The sequence below is a fragment of the Actinomadura sp. J1-007 genome, from assembly GCF_009793335.1.
In the GTDB taxonomy this organism is placed as follows: Bacteria; Actinomycetota; Actinomycetes; order Streptosporangiales; family Streptosporangiaceae; genus Spirillospora; species Spirillospora yumaensis.
The window spans coordinates 356,778-375,050 of the sequence record NZ_WING01000003.1 but is presented as its reverse complement, the minus strand read 5'-3'; the positions used below and the strand labels follow the sequence as shown (position 1 = coordinate 375,050).

The window sequence follows — 18,273 nt, the reverse complement described above, 5'->3', positions numbered from 1 at the left end:
CGTACGAGAGGAGAACGCCTCGTGACGTCCGCCCCGACCGTCCCCACCGCCGCCTCGCCCCGCGAACGGCCCCGAACGCACGGCCGGGCGCGCCGCCTGCTCCTCGGCCGCCCCGAGGACCCGCGCTGGTCGCGGCCCGCGCTGTGGGCCGTGCTGCTGGCCGCGCTCGCCCTGTACGCCTGGGACCTGCCGTCCGGCGGCTACGCCAACTCCTACTACTCGGCGGCGGTGAAGAGCGGCACCCAGAGCTGGAAGGCGTTCTTCTTCGGCTCCCTGGACGCCGGATCGTTCATCACCGTCGACAAGCCGCCCGGCGCGCTGTGGGTGATGGGCCTGTCCGGACGGATCCTCGGATTCGGCACCTGGAGCCTGCTGCTCCCGCAGGCCCTCGCGGGAGTCGCCGCCGTCGCCGTCCTGCACGCGACCGTACGGCGCGCGTTCGGGCACCCCGCCGCGCTCATCGCCGCCGTCGCCCTCGCCCTCACCCCGATCACCGTGGCGATCGACCGCGACAACAACCCCGACACGCTCCTCGTCCTGCTCCTGGTGCTGGCCGCGTGGGCGTGCCAGCGCGCCGTCCAGGACGGCCGGGCGCGGTGGCTGCTCGCCGCCGCGTTCTTCGTCGGCTGCGGCTTCAACACCAAGATGCTCCAGGCGTACCTGGTCGTCCCCGCGCTCGCCCTCGCCTACCTGGTCGCCGCCCGGCCCGGCCTCGTCCGCCGGATCGCGCACCTGCTCGCCGCGGGCGCCGTGCTCGCGGTGTCGAGCTTCTGGTGGATGGTCGCCGTCGACCTCATCCCCGCCTCCCGCCGCCCCTACATCGGCGGCAGCACCGACGGAACGGTGTGGGACCTGGTCATCGGCTACAACGGCCTCGGCCGCGTCTTCGGCGAGCACAACGCCCCCGGACGCGGCGGGCCCGGCGGAGGCGGCGGGCCGGGCGGCGGCTTCGGCGGCGCTTCCGGAGCGGGACGGCTGTTCAACGACACCCTCGGCGGCCAGATCTCATGGCTGCTGCCGTTCGCCGCCATCGCCCTGATCGCCGGGCTGGCCCTGCTCGCCAAACGCCCCCGCGTCGACCCGGCCCGCGCCGGACTGCTGCTGTGGGGCGGCTGGCTCGCCGTGCACGCCGTGGTGTTCAGCTTCGCCGAGGGCACCTTCCACCCGTACTACACCACCGCGATGGCACCGGCCATCGCCGCCCTCACCGGCGCCGGAACCGTCCTGCTGTACGGCGCGTACCGGCGCTCCGCCGCATGGGCGTGGACACCTCCCGCCGCCGTCGCGATCACCGGCGCCTGGGCGTTCGCCCTGCTCGACCGCACACCGGACTGGCACCCGTGGCTGCGCTGGGCCGTCGCCGCCGCCACCGTCCTCGCCGTACTCAACCTGCTCGCCGGACGCCTCGCCCGCGCCGCCGGACGCCCCGCGACCGTCGCCGGGCTCGTCCTCGCCCTCGTCGCGGGCCTCACCGGGCCGTCCGCGTACGCGCTGTCCGCCGCCTCCGCGCCGACCAACGGCGTCAACCCGCTGGCCGGCCCCTCCACCGGCACGGGCTTCGGCGGACCGCGCGGACCCGGCGGCGAGCGCGCCCCGGGCGCCGGGGAACGGATGCGCGGAGGACCTCCCGGGCAACGCGGCGACACGCCCCGTTCCATGCAGCCTCCCGAAGCGCGGGCACCACCGCGCCCGGCGGACCCGGCGAACCCGGCGGGCGCGTCGACGCCAAGATGGTCTCCTACCTGGAGGAACGCCAGGGCGACGCCGACTGGCTCCTCGCCGTCGGCAGCGCGCAGGAAGCGTCCGCGCTGATCCTCCAGACCGGCAGGCCCGTCATCGCCATGGGCGGCTTCACCGGCTCCGACCCGGCCATGACCGTCCGCGAACTCCAGCGGTACGCCAAGGAGGGACGCCTGCACTACGTCCTGGTCAACGGCGACGGCGACGGCGACGGCGGCTTCGGCCCCCGCCGCGGCGGCTCCGAGGTCACCGACTGGGTCAGGAAGAACGGGACCGCGGTCCCCGCCACCGCCTACGGCGGGATCGCGACCACCTCAGGCGCGCAGCTCTACTACCTCGCATAGGACCCCGCATGACGTTGCTCGACACGCCCGCACGGCCCCGCCGGCCCCGCCGGCCACGTCGGCCCCGGCGGACGCGCCGCCCGCGCACCGCCCGGAACCCGTCCTGGGAACGGCCCGCGCTGGCCGCCCTCCTGCTCGCCACCGCCGTCCTGTACCTGTGGGACCTCGGCGGGTCCGGCTGGGCCAACTCGTTCTACTCCGCCGCCGTCCAGGCCGGGGCGACGAGCTGGAAGGCGTTCTTCTTCGGCTCCTCCGACGCGGCCAACTCCATCACCGTGGACAAGACACCGGCGGCGCTGTGGCCGATGGCGCTGTCCGCCCGGATCTTCGGCGTGAACGCCTGGAGCATCCTCGTCCCGCAGGCGCTGATGGGCGTCGCCGCGGTCGGTGCCCTCTACGCGACCGTCCGCCGCCGCTTCTCCGCCGGCTCCGCACTGCTGGCGGGTACTGCGCTCGCGCTCACACCGGTCGCCGCGCTGATGTTCCGCTTCAACAACCCCGACGCGCTGCTGGTGCTGACGCTCACCTTCGCGGCGTACGGGATGGTCAGGGCGCAGGAGAACGCGAGCACGCGGTGGCTGCTGTTCGCCGCGTCGTGCGTCGGGTTCGGGTTCCTGGCCAAGATGCTCCAGGCGTTCCTGGTCGTGCCGGTGTTCGCGCTGGTCTACCTCGCCGCCGCGCCCGCCTCCGTACGGCGCCGCGTCCGGCAGCTCGTCCTCGCCGGGCTCGCGCTGCTGGTCTCCGCCGGATGGTGGGTCGCGGTCGTCGCGCTCGTACCGGCCGGGTCGCGCCCCTACATCGGCGGGTCGCAGCACGACAGCGTCCTGGAACTCGCCCTCGGCTACAACGGCCTCGGGCGCCTCAACGGCGACGAGACCGGCGGCCTCGGCAACCTCGACCAGGACGCCGGATGGGCCCGCCTGTTCGGCGACGGCCTCGGCGGGCACATCGCCTGGCTGCTGCCCGCCGCGCTGATCCTGCTCGCCGCGGGCCTGTGGACGACGCGCCGCGCGCCCCGCGCCGACCCCGCCCGCGCGGCGTTCGCGCTGTGGGGCGGCTGGCTGCTGGTCACCGGCGTGACGTTCAGCCTCATGCGCGGGATCTTCCACGAGTACTACACCGTCGCCCTCGCCCCGGCCATCGCCGCACTGATCGGGATGGGCGCGGGCGTGCTGTGGGAACGCCGCCGCCACCCCGTGCTCGCGGCGGCCGTCGCCGTCACCGCCGTGTGGTCGTACGTCCTGCTGCGCCGTACGCCCGGCTGGCATCCCTGGCTCGCCCCGACCGTCCTGATCGCGGGGCTGCTCCTCGCGGCCTGCCTGCCGTTGCGCCATCGGCTGCCCGCCCGGGTCGGCGTCCCGATCGCCGCGTCGGCGTGCGCGGCCGTGCTCCTCGGCCCGGCCGCGTACGCGCTGGAGACCGCCGCGACCCCGCACACCGGCTCCATCGTGACCGCCGGACCGTCCACCGGACGCGGCTTCGGCCCCGGCGGCCGAGGCCCGCGCGGAGCGCGCCCGCCCGGCGGAACGCGCGGCGCCCGGCCAGGTGCCGCACCAGGTGCCCCGCCGGGCGCGCGGCCCGGGGGACAGGCGGGCGGGGCGCGGCAACCGTCCGGCGCGTTCGGGCCCGGCGGCCCGGCGCGGCCCGGCACGCGCCAGGGCCCCGGTGGAGCGCCCGGTGGAGCGCCGAACGGGGCGCGGGGCGGCGGGCCCGGCGGCCTGCTGAACGGCACCGAGCCCAGCGCGGCGGTCACCTCCGCCCTCAAGACCGGCGCGAACGCGTACACCTGGGTCGCGGCGGCGGTCGGATCCAACAACGCGTCCGGCTACCAGCTCGCCACCGGCAGGCCGGTGATGGCCGTCGGCGGGTTCAACGGCACCGACCCCGCGCCGACGCTGGAGCGGTTCAAGGCGTACGTCGCGGCCGGACGGATCCACTACTTCATCGGCGGCGGCATGGGCGGCCCCGGCCGCCCCGGAAGGAGCGGCGGCGGGAGTGACGAGGCGCAGCGGATCAGCGTCTGGGTCCAGCAGACGTTCACGGCCAGGACCGTGGACGGCACCACCCTGTACGACCTCACCCCCGGCAAGGCCGGGAAGGGGTGAGCCAGTCGCTCAGCGGTCGCCGGCCTCGCGCGCCGCGCGCTCCAGCCGTTCGAGGTAGTCCGCCCACCAGGTCGGGCCGCCGGGCGGCATGTTGCCGTGGCTCGGCCGCAGGCCCACGGTCCCGTCGACGAGCTCGCGGACGATGTCGGCGTGCCCGGCGTGCCGATGCGTCTCGGCGGTCACGTGCACCAGGACGCGGTGCAGCGTGACCTCGGCCCGCTCGGCGGGCCACCACGGCACCCGGCCCGCCGCCTCCAGCGGCAGCGCCTCGATCGTCGCGTCCGCGTGCGCCCAGGCCCGGCGGTAGAGGCCGATGACGTCCTCGCGGGACTCGTCCGCGGTGGCCCACATGTCCGCGTTCGGCTCGGCGCCCTCCGCGAGCTGCGGCAGCGGCTCGGCGGAGGGCCGCCCGAACGTCTCGCCGAAGTAGCCCAGCTCCACCCCGGCCACGTGCTTGACCAGCCCCAGCAGGTTGGTGCCGGTCGGCGTCATCGGGCGGCGCACGTCGTACTCGGGCAGGCCCTCCATCTTCCACAGCAGGGCCTCGCGGGCGTTCTGGAGGTAGCGGTGCAGGTCCGACTTCGCATCCGGCGCGATCATGGCCGCAGTCTCCCACGGCGCCGGCCGGGATCACATCTCGTCGAGAACGGCCTGGAGCGGGCGCAGGACGGCCGTCCGCCGGCCGCCGCCCATGATGCCCCGCGCCCGCCGCTGGACGGGGTCGTCCGGGTCGAAGCCCTCGTGCGTCAGGAACAGCCGCGTGCCCCGGCCCCCCGGTTCGAACGCCAGCACCTCCGCCCCGACCGTCCCGGAGAAGCCGGTGGCGGGCACCGCCATGCCGTCCATGGTCTCCTACCTGTCCAGTGGTGCGGGCGCGCGGCGGGTGTACGGGCGGGCCCAGCGGGAAGCGTTCAACGCAGAGGGGCGTACGCCCTGACCTGCGCGAAGGGTGGTCCTGTGGCCGAACTGCTGGATGACGCGGCGGTCTCCGCGAGGCTGGCGGGCCTGAACGGCTGGACCCGCGAGGGCGGCGAGATCCGCCGGACCGTGCGGGCCCCGTCGTTCATGGCCGGGATCGGGCTGGTCGGCGCGGTGGCCGGGGCCGCCGAGGACGCCGACCACCATCCCGACATCGACATCCGCTGGCGGACGGTGACGTTCGCCCTGTCCACGCACAGCGCCGGCGGGCTGACGGCCAAGGACTTCGACCTGGCCGGACGGATCGACGCCATGGCGGCCGAGCATGGGGCGGCGTAAGCAGGTCGCGGTCTGCGGGCCGCGCGAGTGCACCGAGGAGGAGTGGTCGCACGCCTACGAGGTCGGGCGGCTGCTCGCCGAACGGGACGCGGTGCTGGTCTGCGGCGGGCACGGGGGCGTGATGGCCGGGGCCTCGGCGGGCGCGCGGGCGGGCGGCGGGATCGTGGTCGGCGTGCTGCCCGAGGCCGACCGGGTCAACGCCAACGGCGACCTGACCGTGGCGCTGCCCACCGGACTCGGGGAGGCCCGCAACGCGCTGGTCGTGAACGCGGGCGACGCGGTGATCGTGGTCGGCGGCTCGTGGGGGACCCTCTCGGAGCTGGCCCTCGCGATGCGCGCCGGGCGCGTGCCCGTCGTCCAGCTCGGCGGGTGGCGGGTCCTGGACGCCCACGGGCGACCGCCGGGCGACGTGCTGCACGCGCGCGATCCGGGCGAGGCCGTCGCGATGACCGGGCTCTGGACCTGACGGGGGGACCACCTCATGAGCGTCGCGCACGCCACGTTCACGCTGGAGCGCTTCTACCGGACGCCGGTGGCGAGGGTGTTCGCCGCCTGGGCCGATCCGGCCGCCAAGGCCCGCTGGTGCGGCACCGGGGGAGGGGAGCGCCGGTTCGACTTCCGCGTCGGCGGGGTGGAGGTCGGCCGCGTGAACCGCGAGGACGGGACACCGCTGATCTTCGAGTCCCGCTACCAGGACATCGTCGAGAACGAGCGCATCCTCTACAGCACCACCCTGTCGGAAGGGGACGCCCTCGCCACGGTGTCGCTGACCACCGTCGAGTTCCTCGGCGCGGACGACGGCGCCCGGCTCGTCCTCACCGAGCAGGGCACGTATCTGGAGGGGCGCGAGGAGCCGGCCTGGCGCGAGCGCGGCACCGCCGACTGGCTCGACGCCCTGTCCGCCGAACTGCACAAGGACGACCGGTGACCGCCCCAGCCCGCCGCCGCGCGCCCGGGTCCGCGCGACCGGGCGGTCAATGGGCGGAGAAGCCGCCGTCCACGAACACCGCCTGGCCGGTGACGTAGGCGGACGACGGGCCCGCCAGGTAGACGGCGGCGCCCGCGAAGTCCTCCGTCCGGCCGTTGCGGCCGGTCATCGTGCGGGCCGCCAGCGCGCTCACCCGGTCGGGGTCCGACGACAGCCGCGCGTTCAGCGGCGTCATGACGAAGCCGGGCACGAGCGCGTTGGCCGTCACCCCGCGCGGCGACCACGCCTCCGCCTGCGAGCGGGCGAGCGCGACCAGGCCCGCCTTCGACACCCCGTACGCGCCGCTGGTGACGAACGCCCGGAACGCCTGCTGCGACGCCACGTGGATCAGACGTCCGTAGCCGCGCTCGGCCATGCCCGGCCCGAACCGCTGCCCGAGCAGGAACGGCGCGTCCAGGTTGACGGCCATCGTGGTGTCCCAGACCGCCTCGCCGATCTCCTCCATCGGGGGCCGCAGGTTGATCCCGGCGCAGTTGACCACGATGTCGGGCTCGCCGAACGGCCGCGCGGCCCGTTCTGCGGCCTCCCGGACACCCGGCCGGGAGGCGAGGTCGGCGCTGACCGAGGCCGCGCGGCAGCCGTACGACTCCAGCGCGGCGACCGTCTCGGCCAGCTCGGGCTCGCGCCGCGCGATCACCACGACGCTCGCGCCCGCGCGGCCGAGCGCCTCGGCGATCGCCCGGCCGATGCCGGAACTGCCGCCGGTCACCACCGCGACACGGCCTTCGAGCGAGAACAGCTCGGACAGGTAGGAGGACATCCCCGCAGCCTAGAGCCGTCCCGCCGTCATGTCCGTCCGGACCGCCGCGCCTGCGCGCCCTCCGCGCCGTCTTCGCCCTCCCCGGACGCCTGGTCGCCCCCGGCCGGACCGTTCTCGGAAGGGCCGTTCTCGGACGGGTCGTCGTCGCGGTGGCGGTCGCGCCAGATCACCACGGCGATCACCGCGACGACGACGAACGTGGGCACGAAGAACGGCACCGCGCTGATGATCGGATGGGTGGCGAGGACGCCGTCCGCCGCCGTCACGTGCCGACCCTCTCGCGCGGCGAGGACGGGAGGCCGGCCTCCTCCGGCAGCAGCCTGGACGCGCGCGCGACGCCCCAGCCGAGCGCGACGATCAGGATCAGCGTGCACGCCAGCACGACCGCCGAGCACGCCGCCCACAGCCAGCCCGGCACGTCCGACTTCAGCTCGCGCTGGAGGATGCGGCGCTCGCTCTGCACGTCGCGGGTGAAGCTCTGCGGGGCCGGGAGCCGCTGCGCGCCGATCGCCGGGTCCGCGGGCAGGTAGATCGGCACGCCCGACAGCGAACGGCCGTCATGCAGCCGGATCAGCGTCTTCCACTCGCCGTGCAGCGGCATCGGGGCGCTGGTGCGGTAGACGCCCTCGCGCTCCCTGACCATCGGCTCGACGTGCAGGCCCTCGCCCTGCCAGCCGGTGACCGCCACCCACGACGGGTCGGACACCGCGTTCGCGGGGGAGAACGTGACACGGGCGTCGGCGGTGCGGTCGTTCTCGCCGCCCCGGATCCCGGTGAGCGTCACGGTCGCCCTGGCGTGCTGCGGCACGTCGATCATCAGGCCGTTGGCGACGCAGGCGGCGACCGCGACGAGCGCGCCGGCGAACGCCGTGCGGGCCACGGCCGGGCGCGGCAGCCTGCCCTCCAGCCCCTCGGCGAGCAGCGCCCCGCACAGCCCGCCCGCGACCCCTCCCGCGACCGCCATGATCATGCCCTCGGCCGCGATGTCGCCCGTCCAGGGCAGCGTGAACGCCACATCGCTCCAGGCGAACTCCGCGCCGAACCCGGCCGTTCCGATCAGCAGCCCCGACACCGCCCCGAGCGCGAGCGGGCGGCGCGCCAGCGCGAGCGCCGCGAGCTCGACGCACAGCGCCTCGGCGAAGTACAGCGGGACCGCCGCCCACAGCTCCCCGATCACCGGGCCGACCAGCACCGACACCCCGCCGCGCACCACCATGTAGAACGCGACGGCGAAGACCGCGCCGCCGCGCCCCGTCCACAGCCGCGCCGCGACCAGCGCGCAGCCCGCCGCGAGCGCGATCAGCATCGGCTGGTGCACGAGCCTGAACTGCGGCACCCCGAAGTCGTACTCGGCCTGGAACACCGACAGCCCGATCAGCAGCCCGCCGCCGAGCATCCCGCGCCGCACGTACCGCGCCCAGGCGGGAGGCGGCTCGACGGCGGCCGGTCGTTCACCGGGTGCCCCGGACGGCCCGGACGAGGCGGCGGCGGAGGCGGCGAGGTCGCTTCCGGCGCGGCGGCCCTCGCGCTCCAGGATCATCATCGCGACCAGCGACAGCCCGGCGCCGCCGATCAGCATCAGGTGCGTCGGTCCCCACAGCGTGACGTCCTGGCCGAAGATCCGGTGCCACACGTCGTCGAGCGGGAAGCCGAGCAGCGCGTAGAACCCGGCGCCCGCCAGCAGCACCCCGCCCACCGGCGCGTACCAGTCGCGCGTGATCCGGACGGCGGCGCGGCCCGGCCGCTCGCCCTTCGGGAGCACCACGGCGAGGACGCCGGAGGTGAAGATGCCGAACAGCCCGATCAGGATCGGGTAGTGCGCGATGTTGGCGAGCGGCCCCTCGTCGCGTCCGTGCGAGATGTGCAGCGAGATGTCCCAGTACATCCCGAGCAGCGCGGTGAGCAGCGAGAGCAGCGCGACGACGGTCGGGAGCGCGGTCCAGCCGGGCAGCCCGCGCGAGGGTCCGCGCTCGGAGAGGCGTGCGAGCCGGGCGAGCAGGGTGACGCGCCCGCTGCGGTGGCCCCAGCCGAGCACCAGCAGCGCGGCCGTGAGCACGCCCGCCCCGCCCGAGGCGATGAGGATCTGGTCGAGCGCGGCGCCGCCCGCCGGCTTCGACTCCTGCTGGGCGGCGATCCGGAGGACCGCGTCGTTCAGCGCGTGGTTGCCCAGGGCGGCGTCCCAACCGGTATTCGTCACTCGGTCCAACACGGGTGCTCCCATTGCCGACAAAACGGGGTACAAACCACTTCCTGGGCGGAGTATGTCATCCTTTAATGTGTCATTGTCCAGTGTCACGTTCTGTGGTGCACGACACGGGCGGGAAGGGAGAGAGATGAGGCCACCCCTGTGGCGAACGGCTGTGGCGGTCGTGACGGCCGGGACCCTGGTGACGGCGGCCGGATGCGGCGAGCCCGCCGAGGATTCCGGCCCGTCCGCGCGCCCCTCCGGGAACGGCGCCTCTGAGCAGGCCACCTCCCCGGGCGGCGGCATCGGCCCCTCAGGTAAGAGTGCCGTTGCGATCGTCACGGCGACCGTGACCAAAGGTAAGGTCAGGATCGACGAGAGCCGCGTCAAGGTGGACCGCGGCACCGCCGTGCACATCACCGTCACCAGCGACGCCGCCGACGAGTTCCACCTGCACGGCTACGACCGCACCGTCGAACTCGCCCCCGGCCGCCCCGGCACGCTCGACCTCGTCGCCGACCGGCCCGGCGTCTTCGAGGCCGAGCTCCACCACTCCGGCGCCCGCGTCTTCGAGTTGCAGGTGAACTGACCCGTGCCGCTCCTCGCGCAGGCCGGCGCGCACGCCGCCGCGCTCGCGGACCTGCCGCGGCTCGCCGGCGGGCCCGGCGCCGCGCACGCGCCCGTCCTCGCGCACGGCCTCGGCGGGCGGACGGACCTGCCGCTCGACGCCGTCGCCGCGATCGTCGGAGGCGGCGCCGCGGTGGCCGCGTCGTTCCTCGCGCTCACCGCGGCGTGGAAGCGGCCGAGGCTGAGCCCCGACGGCGGACGGCCCCTGCCCGCGCGGCTCGCCGCCGTCCTCGACTCACGCGCCCTCACCTGGACGGGGCGCGTGCTCGCCCTCGCCGCGTCCGCGTTCGTCGTCGCCGTCGCGTTCGCCGGGCCGCCGGACGACACGTCCAACCTGGCGCCGTGGGCGCTGTTCGACACGTTCTGGGTCGGACTGGTCCCCGCCAGCGTCCTGCTCGGCCCCGTCTGGCGGCGCGTCAACCCGCTGCGCACGCTGCACGCGGGGCTGTGCCGGATCGCCCGCGCCGACCCGGCCGCCGAACGCCGCCCGCTCCCCGACGGCGTCGGCTACTGGCCCGCTGCCGCCTGGCTCACCGCGTTCGTCTGGCTCGAACTCGTCGCCCCCGACCGCTCCGACCCGCGCGTCGTCGGCGTCCTGATCCTGGCGTACGCCGCGGTCAACCTCGCGGCGGCCGGGCGGTACGGGCGCGACTGGTTCACCCGCGGCGACGGCTTCGAGGCGTACTCCAGCCTGCTCGCGCGCATGTGCCCGATCGGGCGGCGCGGCGACGGCGCGCTCGTCCTGCGCACTCCGCTGACCGGCCTCGTGCGCGCCCGCGCCGAACCCGGCCTCGCCGCCACCGCCTGCGCGCTGATCGGCTCCACCGGCTTCGACGGCATCACCCGCACCACGTACTGGCGCGACAACGTCGACCCGGGCAGCCTCGTCGCGGGCACCCTCGGCCTGGCCGCCGCCATCGGCGCCGTCACCGCCCTGTACGTCGCGGCGCTGCGGACCACCGCCCGCCTCACCGGCGGCGACCCCGCCGCGCTGCCCGGACGGTTCGCGGCCACGCTCCTGCCGATCGCGCTCGGCTACACCCTCGCGCACTACTTCTCGTTCTTCATGATCGAGGGGCAGACGACGTTCATCCTCGCCAGCGACCCGTTCGGCACGGGCCTGAACCTGCTCGGCTCCACCGGCAACCGCGTCGACTACGACCTGGCCGGACCCACCCTCACCGCTCAGGTCCAGGTCAACGCCATCGTCCTCGGCCACATCGCCGGCACCATCGCCGCGCACGACCTGGCCCTGCGCACCCAGCCCCCCGAACGCGCCCCGCGCGGCCAGCTCCCCATCGCCGCGGTCATGGTCGCGCTGACGTGCGCGGGGCTGTTCGCCCTGCTCAGCGGCTGACCTCGGCGTAGAGCGGCGCCCTTGAGATCACCTCCCGGCACGGTCCTTGGCGCTGGTGGCCGCGGACACCCACATCAGCACCACGGCGGACGGGTCGGATGCGGGCGGGCGGAGCGCGGTGTCCGTCTTCCCCCGGAGCGGGGTCGTCGGCCCCAGATCGATGACGTGGCCGATGAACGCTCCCACCGTCGGCGGTGACGGTCCCGCCGTCGTCGGCGTGACGGACCGTGGGAGCGCGTCGGCTCGCAGCAGCTCCGTGTGGATCTGACGGATTCGGGCGTCGGGCTCGGTGCCCAGCTCGTCGGCCAGGCGCTCGCGGAGCCGCTGGTAGTCGGCCAGGGCCTCGGCGCGCCGGCCGCTGCGCCCCAGCGCGACCAGCAGGCGTGCCCACAGCGATTCGCGCAGCGGGTGGCGGACGGCCAGTTCCCTCAGCTCCGCGATCACCTCCCTCGGACGGTCGCAGGCCAGGTCCAGGTCGACCCGTCGTTCCACCGCACCCAGGTACAGCTCCAGCAGGTACGCCGATTCGGCCTCCCAGCACTCCCGCACGTCCACACCCTGGAAAGGCGAGCCGCGCCAGAGTTCCAGAGCCCGCCGCAGCAGGAGATGCTCGGTGGCGGCGTCCCGCGCCCGGCCGGCCGCGGCCAACAGCCTGCGGAAGCGCAGCACATCGACCGCATCGGGCGCGACGTCCAGCCGGTATCCGCCGGGGACGGTGCGCACCGCCGCAGAGCCGAGGGCGCCGCGCAACCGGGTGAGGTTGGTGTGGACGCTGCGGCGCACGTTGACCGGCTCGTCACGCCCCCACATCACCTGTGCCAGGCGCTCCACCGGCAACGTCCGGCCGGCCGACAGGGCCAGCGCGGCCAGCAGCGACCGCAGCCGGCCCGCGGTCACCTCGATCGGCGCGCCGCCGTCGCGCACCTCCAGCGGCCCCAGCAGGGCGATGGTCAGTCCTGAATCGTTCACCGGGCCACCGTCGCCCGCCGGCACCGCCCCCCGCATCCGCCCGCCGGCGGCCGGCAATCTACGCCACCCGCCGCAGAACCCGCCTCACCGCCTGCCGCCGACGCGGTACATCGGCCGGGAGCCGGAGCCGCCCGGACGACGGGCCGCCGCCCGCGCGTCCCGCCCGGTGGTGGCCCCGCGCTCGCTCGACCCGGAGATCCCCACCTGCCGTGAAGCAGCCGTGAAACAGGCGTGAAAGAGAAATCGATGCGTGACTTGATATGCAGATACCGCGACCCGCCGAACATTTTCGAACGGAAAGGAAATACGGCAGGGCGCGTGCAAGCCCACCGGAACCGCGTCACGAAGGAGATCACTGACATGTCGCAGCAGACGCAAACGGACTCCGCCCGCCGCGCGCCGCACGGAGGGGGCCGAACGAGGGCCGCGAAGCGGTGGCTCCCCGGCGCCGCCGGCGCCGCGATCATCATGCTGGCGCCCGTCCTGGCGGCCGGCTCGGCCCAGGCATCGCCCTCCGGCTCCTCCACCGGCGCCGCCCGCCAGGCGGCGGCCGTCCGCGGCATCCACGTCTTCGACGGCGAGCACTTCACGGGCCCGAACACCTGGCTCAACGGAAACGTCGGCCAGTGCTACTACGTCGGCAGCGGCTGGAACGACGCGATCAACTCCGCCCGTACCGAGAGCGGCCGCCTGGTGGAACTGTGGGACAACGCCAACTGCACCGGCGGTGCGATCGTCGTCGACAGAACCGGCTACAGCAAGATCGGCAACTGGGTCAGCGCCTACCGCATCCGCTAGCACTTCAGCCACGGGGACCGCCTGACCCGCTGTGCCGTGGAGCGGCCGCGAGGCCGGCCCCCGCGGTAGCCGGGCGCTGACAGATCGTTCAGGTCGCCTGCGCGGGCGCACTCCGCCCGCGCGGGCGACCACGCAAAGACGCACCCCGCGCTTTTCGGCAGCTGCGCTGAAAATGAATTGAACGGCCCTGAGACTCGCCAGATCAACAGTTGCGGCAGAGGTCGTTCACGAAGCCGTCCTCCGGGGAGGAATTATCATGCAGGGAATCCAGAAACGGCTCGCCGGGCTCTCCGTCGTCGGCCTGGCGCTGGGCCTCGTCGCGGGTTCCGCGGGCACGGCCACGGCCGCCGGAGCCGGCGTCGCCCAGACCGGCTCAGTGTTCTTCTATGAGAACTCCGACTTCACCGGGCGGACGATTTCGATCAGGTACACCGGCTGCTCCATGGTGGTCCGTGATCCATTCCCAACGCACACGATCGGGTCCTTCGACAACCGCCCACCGGCGGGCTGCCAGGTCGCGCTGCTCGACCGGGTGGCCGGGTCCACGGTGCTGTGCGCGGGACGCGGGCAGGTCCCGGCCCCGTTCCGGCGGCCGTCCACGGTACTGATCAAGCCGGGGGTTTCACGCCCCTGCGGCATCGGCGCCTGAACGGCCGGAGAGGATCGGCCACCTCCGTCTCCTGCGCTCAGCCTCCCCGCGGGCTGCCCCCTCGGGCCCGTTCGGCCGCGGACTCCGGCCTCCCGCCGCCCGTCCCCGTGGCGCCGTCCTCGCGCTGTTCCGCGCGAACGGTCTCGGCGGCGCCCTCGCCGTCCGGCTCATCGCGGGCCTTGTCGGCGGGGGCGTCCTCGGCCTGCGCGCCGCGCTTGGCGCGCTGCTTCTTGCGGCGGCCCGCCTCCTGCATCGCGACCCCGGCCGCGATCAGGATCGGCAGCCAGAACTTGGTCGTGGCGAGGACCGCCTTCAGCCAGGCGGGCAGCGTGACGTCGGGGAACGGAACGTCGGGCCACGGGACGTCCGGCCACGGGATCGACGGAACGTCCACCTCGGGGAGGTCCACGCTCGGCCACGGGATGAGCCCGATCAGCATCCGGACCAGGAGCCCGACGCCGAGCAGGCCGAACACCACCTTGCCCGTGGCGGCCACCACGTGCCGCGACGCGTACAGGTTCGGATGCCTGCGCGCCAGCTCCTCGCGCTTGGCGGCCCGCGAGCCCTCCGGCGGCTCGAACCGGATCTTCTCGGGCTTCTCCTCCTCGCCCGCCTCGCCCTCGTCGCCCTTCTCGTTCGCCTCGCCTTCCGCCGCGCCCTTCGCGGGCTTTTCCTGGTCCCCCTCCTCCTGCTCGTCCTTCGGTTCGGGCGGGGCCAGCTCGCAGCGGGCCGCCTGCCCGTCCACCAGGCCGATCGTGTCGAACGCGACGTTCACGCTGAGGTCGCCGTACGGGAGTTCGGCCAGCAGGATCCAGCCGCCCTTCTCTCCGGCCTGCTCCCCGTCCACGAAGAGGCGCGCCGACCGGTGCCAACCGTCGCGCCCCGTCTCGACCTCCAGGCGGTGCCCGTCGTGGTCGAGCGTCCACCGGCCCTTCGGCGCGCCGTTCATCGAGATGCCCCACATGCTTCGAGCGTCGCCGACCGAACGAGACGCGGGCATCACCCGAAAGCCGACACCGCATAGACCAAAGTCGCCATCGCGGGCCGAGTCGGCGCTTCGCCTAGGGCAGCGGCGGGCGGCCGGGGGAGTAGAGCCAGGTGGTGAAGAACCCGCTGAGGTCCTGGCCGGAGACCTGCTGGGCGAGGGCCGTGAACTGCTCGGTCACGACGTTCCCGCCCGCGTTCTGGGCGTACCAGGTGCGCAGCAGCTTGAAGAACTTCTCGTCGCCGATCCTCTCGCGCAGGAACTGGAGCACCATGGCGCCGCCGTGGTACTCGCGGTTGTGGAACATCGTGTCGCGCTTCGGATCGGCGATGACCACGTTCCACCACGGGTCGTCCGCCGGGTGCAGGTTGTAGGTGTTGCGGGCCTCGGTCGCGACGGTGTTGCCGCCCTGGAGCTCGGTCCAGTACCAGTTGGACCAGCGGGCGAAACTCTCGTTCAGCCAGATCTGCTGCCAGTTCTTCGGCGCGACCGCGTTGCCGAACCACTGGTGCGCCATCTCGTGCGCGATGGTCCGGTCGGGGCGGATCGCCGAGTAGACCGGCTTGCCGTTGGTCTCCAGGGAGAACCCGAGCGGCTCCCCGTTGAACCGGGCGTCGTCGACGATCGCGCCCGCCGTGCTGAACGGGTACCTGCCGTACGTCCTGACCCACAGGTCCGTGGACTTGGCCGTGGTGTCGTAGTAGTAGTCGAGCGGGTCCACGCCGCCGGGCGCGGGCAGCTTGCGCACCTCGGGGTCGATCGCCACGTACATCGGCACGCCGCCCGGAGTCCTGCCCGTCTTGACGTCCCACTTCCCGATGTCGATCGTCGCCAGGTACGTCGCCATCTGGTCGGCGGAGTGCCAGCCGTACGTGGTCGCCTTCGTCGCGGCGCGGCGGCGGCTGAACGACGCCAAGCCCTTGCGCGGCTCGGCGGGCACGCCGTTCGCGACGGCGCCGAGGCCCTCCGGCACGGTGATCGAGAAGTCGTAGCTCGCCTTGTCGGACGGGTGGTCGTTGGACGGGAACCACGTCGAGGCCCCGTCCGGCTCCGCGCCGACGTACGCGCCGTCCTCGGTGTGCAGGAACCCGTACGGCGAGCCGAACACGATCGGCGACCCCACGATCGTCCGCGGCACGCCCCCGTAGGTGACGGCGACCGTGAACGTCGTGCCGGACCGCAGCCCGTGGCGCGGCGTCACGGTCAGCTCCGTGCCGCGCCGCTTGTGGTTCGCCTTCCGGCCGTCGACCGTGACCTTCTCGACGTCCATCCCGGACAGGTCCAGGTTGAACGCCGACAGGTCCTGCGTGGCCCGCGCGGTGAGCGTCGCGGTGCCGTCGAGCTGGTCGTAGCCGGGGTCGTACGCCAGGTCGAGCCGGTAGTGGCCCACGTCGTACCCGCCGTTGCCGAGGCCCGGGAAGTACGGGTCGCCGACGCCGGGCGCGCCCGGCGTGAAGCGGGCGGACGGCGCGGTCCCGGCGGACGCGGCGGGCGCCAGCGCGACGGCCGCGACGGCGGCGACCGCGACCGGCAGCAGCCGTCCGGGGAGGCGGCGGCGGGCGCGCGGGGGACGGGCGGGCGGGAGGTGGGGGACGCCATGCTCGGATCCTCTCCATGGAGTGATCGACACGCGCGCCCACGATCTCCCGGTAACGGCGGGTTGTCGATGATCGTGCCGCATCCGGTCACCGGCCGTCCGGACCCGGCCCGCCTCCCGCCCGAGGTGCACAAGCGTTTACCCTAGGAGGTGAACGCTCGTACACCCCCGCCCGCACACCCACGGAGACCCATGACCGGCCCGACGCCCGAGCCCGCCGATCCCGCCCCCAACGACCCGGCCCGCACCGATCCGGCCCGCGACGCCGCCGCCGCGTCCCCGCCCGAGGCTCCGTCCGAGACCGCGCCGCCGGTCGCGGCCGCGGCCGAGGGGGCGGGCCGCGGCATCCGCGGGCGTTCGTCGGCGTCCTGGCGTTCTGCGGGGTCGTCGTCGCGGTGATGCAGACGCTCGTCGTCCCGCTGCTGCCGCACGTCCCGGCCCTCACCGGCAGCACGCCGTCCGAGGCGAGCTGGCTGATCACCGTCACCCTGCTGACCGGCGCGGTCTGCACCCCGGTGCTCGGACGGGTCGGCGACATGTACGGCAAGCGGCGCGTGCTGCTCGCCTCGCTCGGCCTGCTGGTCGCCGGCTCGGTGCTGTGCGCGGTCAGCTCGCACATCGGCGTGCTCATCGCCGGGCGCGCGCTCCAGGGCGCCGCGATGGCCGTGATGCCGCTCGGCATCAGCATCATGCGCGACGAGCTGCCGCCCGCCCGGATGCTGTCGGCGGTCGCGATGATGAGCTCCACGATGGGCATCGGCGCGGCGGTCGGCCTGCCGATCGCGGCGCTGGTCATCGAGAACGCCGACTGGCACACCATGTTCTGGGTGTCGGCCGCCATCGGCGTGCTGGACGTCGTGCTGGTGCTGTGCTTCGTCCCCGAGTCGCCGCTGCGCACGCGCGGCCGGTTCGACGTGCTCGGCACCGCCGGGCTGACCGCCGCGCTGCTGGCCCTGCTGCTCGCGGTCACGCAGGGCGGCGCGTGGGGCTGGACGTCCGGCCGCACGCTCGGCCTGCTCGCCGCCGCCGCGGTCGTCGCCGCGCTGTGGGCCCGGTACGAGCTGCGCGTCCCGAGCCCCATGGTCGACCTGCGGGTCTCCGCCCGGCCCGCGGTGCTGCTGGCGAACCTCGCCGCGCTGCTCATCGGGTTCGCCTACTACGCCAACTCCCTGGTCACCGCGCAGATGGTGCAGGAGCCCACGAGCACCGGGTACGGCCTCGGCGCGTCCATCGTCGTCAGCGGCCTGTGCCTGCTGCCCGGCGGCGTGATGATGGTGCTGCTGTCGCCGGTGTCGGCCCGGATCTCCGCCGCGTACGGGCCGAAGGTCACCCTGGCGATCGCCTCGTCCTGCATCGCCGCCGGATACGTCGTGCGGTACTTCACCAGCCACCACCTGTGGACGATCATCCTCGGCGCGACCGTCGTCGCGGCCGGGACGGCGATCGCCTACTCGGCCCTGCCCGCGCTCGTGATGCGCGCGGTCCCGGTCGCCGAGACCGGGGCGGCGAACGGCCTCAACACGCTGATGCGCTCGATCGGCGCGGCGTTCTGCAGCGCGGTCGTCGCGGCGGTCCTCGCCAACATCACCTTCCGGGTCGGCGGGCGCACCGCGCCGACGCTGGACGCGTACCTGCTGGTCTTCCTGATCGCCGGGGCCGCGGCCCTGCTCGCCCTGCTCGTCACGCTGTGCCTGCCGGGACGCCGGGCGTCCGGCCCGGATAACGTTCGGGGCGAGCGCGCGGCGGCCGTGCCGGAGCGCACGCCGTCCGCCCTGGCCGAGGAGAGCACATGACCGGGCACGCCACGGACGCCGCACCCGCGGCGCCGGACCGCCGCGCAGCGTCCGACCCGCGAGCGGCGCGACCGCCGGGCCCCACCCGGAGGGCGGGGACGACGCCGCGACCGGGCGGG

General features: G+C 74.5%; 20 protein-coding genes. 12 read left to right on the top strand and 8 right to left on the bottom strand.

Translation table 11 applies throughout. From position 1 onward, the window contains the following. The first annotated feature begins 21 nt into the window (after positions 1-21). Genes GEV43_RS43120 through GEV43_RS43115 form a run of 3 tightly spaced genes read left to right on the top strand, consistent with a single transcriptional unit; the run spans position 22 to position 4,189 of the window. A complete protein-coding gene (locus GEV43_RS43120) occupies positions 22-1,812 on the top strand; it encodes a glycosyltransferase family 39 protein (RefSeq protein WP_309240290.1) in 1,791 nt (596 codons plus the stop codon). After that, the gene (locus GEV43_RS52725) at positions 1,731-2,084 is read left to right on the top strand and encodes a hypothetical protein (RefSeq protein WP_241684720.1); all 354 of its coding nucleotides are present in this window, start codon (positions 1,731-1,733) and stop codon (positions 2,082-2,084) included. Before GEV43_RS43120 ends, GEV43_RS52725 begins: the two co-directional genes overlap by 82 nt. A gap of 8 nt (positions 2,085-2,092) precedes the next feature. Beyond that, positions 2,093-4,189 carry a glycosyltransferase family 39 protein gene (locus tag GEV43_RS43115; RefSeq protein WP_160827000.1) on the top strand — a complete coding sequence of 699 codons (2,097 nt, stop codon included), beginning with the start codon at positions 2,093-2,095 and terminating at the stop codon, positions 4,187-4,189. Positions 4,190-4,198: 9 nt separating this feature from the next. Here GEV43_RS43115 and GEV43_RS43110 read toward each other — a convergent pair whose 3' ends face one another. Both GEV43_RS43110 and GEV43_RS43105 read right to left on the bottom strand, forming a co-directional pair. Beyond that, a complete protein-coding gene (locus GEV43_RS43110; protein WP_160826429.1) occupies positions 4,199-4,789 on the bottom strand; it encodes a DinB family protein in 591 nt (196 codons plus the stop codon). Between the two features lie 30 nt (positions 4,790-4,819). Next, positions 4,820-5,035, bottom strand: a complete 216-nt coding sequence (locus GEV43_RS43105; RefSeq protein ID WP_206681790.1) for a hypothetical protein — start codon at positions 5,033-5,035, stop codon at positions 4,820-4,822. A 111-nt stretch (positions 5,036-5,146) separates the two neighbouring features. Between GEV43_RS43105 and GEV43_RS43100 the strand changes: the two genes are divergently transcribed. The 3 genes from GEV43_RS43100 to GEV43_RS43090 are packed head-to-tail and all read left to right on the top strand — an operon-like array spanning position 5,147 to position 6,374. Next, positions 5,147-5,446, top strand: coding sequence for a 4a-hydroxytetrahydrobiopterin dehydratase (locus GEV43_RS43100; RefSeq protein ID WP_160826428.1), 300 nt, complete (start codon positions 5,147-5,149; stop codon positions 5,444-5,446). Then, on the top strand, positions 5,433-5,912 hold the full coding sequence (locus GEV43_RS43095) for a TIGR00725 family protein (protein ID WP_160826427.1): 480 nt from the start codon (positions 5,433-5,435) through the stop codon (positions 5,910-5,912). Before GEV43_RS43100 ends, GEV43_RS43095 begins: the two co-directional genes overlap by 14 nt. 15 nt (positions 5,913-5,927) lie before the next feature. Further along, complete coding sequence (locus GEV43_RS43090) at positions 5,928-6,374, top strand: SRPBCC domain-containing protein (RefSeq protein ID WP_160826426.1); 447 nt, start codon at positions 5,928-5,930, stop codon at positions 6,372-6,374. Between the two features lie 46 nt (positions 6,375-6,420). Here the strand turns inward: GEV43_RS43090 and GEV43_RS43085 are convergent, their stop codons facing one another. Genes GEV43_RS43085 through GEV43_RS43075 form a run of 3 tightly spaced genes read right to left on the bottom strand, consistent with a single transcriptional unit; the run spans position 6,421 to position 9,391 of the window. Then, positions 6,421-7,194 (bottom strand): SDR family NAD(P)-dependent oxidoreductase, encoded by a 774-nt coding sequence (locus GEV43_RS43085; protein WP_160826425.1) that lies wholly within the window; start codon positions 7,192-7,194, stop codon positions 6,421-6,423. A 26-nt stretch (positions 7,195-7,220) separates the two neighbouring features. Further along, positions 7,221-7,460, bottom strand: coding sequence for a hypothetical protein (locus tag GEV43_RS43080; RefSeq protein ID WP_160826424.1), 240 nt, complete (start codon positions 7,458-7,460; stop codon positions 7,221-7,223). Further along, positions 7,457-9,391: a hypothetical protein gene (locus GEV43_RS43075; protein ID WP_164717275.1), complete on the bottom strand. Its 1,935-nt coding sequence runs from the start codon at positions 9,389-9,391 to the stop codon at positions 7,457-7,459. The genes GEV43_RS43080 and GEV43_RS43075 overlap by 4 nt, the downstream gene beginning before the upstream one ends. Positions 9,392-9,527: 136 nt before the next feature. On the opposite strand from GEV43_RS43075, the gene GEV43_RS43070 reads away from it, so the two are divergent. Then, on the top strand, positions 9,528-9,968 hold the full coding sequence (locus GEV43_RS43070) for a hypothetical protein (RefSeq protein WP_160826423.1): 441 nt from the start codon (positions 9,528-9,530) through the stop codon (positions 9,966-9,968). A 3-nt stretch (positions 9,969-9,971) separates the two neighbouring features. Then, positions 9,972-11,363, top strand: a complete 1,392-nt coding sequence (locus GEV43_RS43065) for a hypothetical protein (RefSeq protein ID WP_309240289.1) — start codon at positions 9,972-9,974, stop codon at positions 11,361-11,363. 27 nt (positions 11,364-11,390) lie between these two features. Here GEV43_RS43065 and GEV43_RS43060 read toward each other — a convergent pair whose 3' ends face one another. Next, positions 11,391-12,332 carry an AfsR/SARP family transcriptional regulator gene (locus GEV43_RS43060; RefSeq protein ID WP_160826422.1) on the bottom strand — a complete coding sequence of 314 codons (942 nt, stop codon included), beginning with the start codon at positions 12,330-12,332 and terminating at the stop codon, positions 11,391-11,393. A gap of 360 nt (positions 12,333-12,692) precedes the next feature. On the opposite strand from GEV43_RS43060, the gene GEV43_RS43055 reads away from it, so the two are divergent. Both GEV43_RS43055 and GEV43_RS43050 read left to right on the top strand, forming a co-directional pair. Beyond that, complete coding sequence (locus tag GEV43_RS43055) at positions 12,693-13,130, top strand: peptidase inhibitor family I36 protein (RefSeq protein ID WP_160826421.1); 438 nt, start codon at positions 12,693-12,695, stop codon at positions 13,128-13,130. A 256-nt stretch (positions 13,131-13,386) separates the two neighbouring features. Continuing rightward, positions 13,387-13,779, top strand: a complete 393-nt coding sequence (locus tag GEV43_RS43050; protein WP_160826420.1) for a hypothetical protein — start codon at positions 13,387-13,389, stop codon at positions 13,777-13,779. Between the two features lie 37 nt (positions 13,780-13,816). Here GEV43_RS43050 and GEV43_RS43045 read toward each other — a convergent pair whose 3' ends face one another. Both GEV43_RS43045 and GEV43_RS43040 read right to left on the bottom strand, forming a co-directional pair. Continuing rightward, a complete protein-coding gene (locus GEV43_RS43045; protein ID WP_160826419.1) occupies positions 13,817-14,743 on the bottom strand; it encodes a hypothetical protein in 927 nt (308 codons plus the stop codon). Positions 14,744-14,840: 97 nt separating this feature from the next. Continuing rightward, positions 14,841-16,394, bottom strand: coding sequence for a M1 family metallopeptidase (locus tag GEV43_RS43040; protein WP_206681684.1), 1,554 nt, complete (start codon positions 16,392-16,394; stop codon positions 14,841-14,843). Between the two features lie 159 nt (positions 16,395-16,553). On the opposite strand from GEV43_RS43040, the gene GEV43_RS43035 reads away from it, so the two are divergent. Together GEV43_RS43035 and GEV43_RS43030 are read left to right on the top strand one after the other, a co-directional pair. Next, positions 16,554-16,760 (top strand): hypothetical protein, encoded by a 207-nt coding sequence (locus tag GEV43_RS43035; protein WP_160826418.1) that lies wholly within the window; start codon positions 16,554-16,556, stop codon positions 16,758-16,760. Further along, on the top strand, positions 16,760-18,154 hold the full coding sequence (locus GEV43_RS43030; protein WP_206681683.1) for an MFS transporter: 1,395 nt from the start codon (positions 16,760-16,762) through the stop codon (positions 18,152-18,154). Before GEV43_RS43035 ends, GEV43_RS43030 begins: the two co-directional genes overlap by 1 nt. Positions 18,155-18,273: the final 119 nt, after the last annotated feature.

What these genes read in the sequence shown, in the direction of transcription:
- GEV43_RS43050 (WP_160826420.1), top strand. Translation starts at nt 13,387, where the DNA reads ATGCAGGGAATCCAGAAACGGCTCGCCGGGCTCTCCGTCGTCGGCCTG.
- GEV43_RS43110 (WP_160826429.1), bottom strand. Translation starts at nt 4,789, where the DNA reads ATGATCGCGCCGGATGCGAAGTCGGACCTGCACCGCTACCTCCAGAAC.
- GEV43_RS43035 (WP_160826418.1), top strand. Translation starts at nt 16,554, where the DNA reads ATGACCGGCCCGACGCCCGAGCCCGCCGATCCCGCCCCCAACGACCCG.
- GEV43_RS43055 (WP_160826421.1), top strand. Translation starts at nt 12,693, where the DNA reads ATGTCGCAGCAGACGCAAACGGACTCCGCCCGCCGCGCGCCGCACGGA.
- GEV43_RS43090 (WP_160826426.1), top strand. Translation starts at nt 5,928, where the DNA reads ATGAGCGTCGCGCACGCCACGTTCACGCTGGAGCGCTTCTACCGGACG.
- GEV43_RS52725 (WP_241684720.1), top strand. Translation starts at nt 1,731, where the DNA reads ATGGTCTCCTACCTGGAGGAACGCCAGGGCGACGCCGACTGGCTCCTC.
- GEV43_RS43095 (WP_160826427.1), top strand. Translation starts at nt 5,433, where the DNA reads ATGGGGCGGCGTAAGCAGGTCGCGGTCTGCGGGCCGCGCGAGTGCACC.
- GEV43_RS43085 (WP_160826425.1), bottom strand. Translation starts at nt 7,194, where the DNA reads ATGTCCTCCTACCTGTCCGAGCTGTTCTCGCTCGAAGGCCGTGTCGCG.
- GEV43_RS43045 (WP_160826419.1), bottom strand. Translation starts at nt 14,743, where the DNA reads ATGTGGGGCATCTCGATGAACGGCGCGCCGAAGGGCCGGTGGACGCTC.
- GEV43_RS43115 (WP_160827000.1), top strand. Translation starts at nt 2,093, where the DNA reads ATGACGTTGCTCGACACGCCCGCACGGCCCCGCCGGCCCCGCCGGCCA.
- GEV43_RS43070 (WP_160826423.1), top strand. Translation starts at nt 9,528, where the DNA reads ATGAGGCCACCCCTGTGGCGAACGGCTGTGGCGGTCGTGACGGCCGGG.
- GEV43_RS43105 (WP_206681790.1), bottom strand. Translation starts at nt 5,035, where the DNA reads ATGGACGGCATGGCGGTGCCCGCCACCGGCTTCTCCGGGACGGTCGGG.
- GEV43_RS43030 (WP_206681683.1), top strand. Translation starts at nt 16,760, where the DNA reads ATGCAGACGCTCGTCGTCCCGCTGCTGCCGCACGTCCCGGCCCTCACC.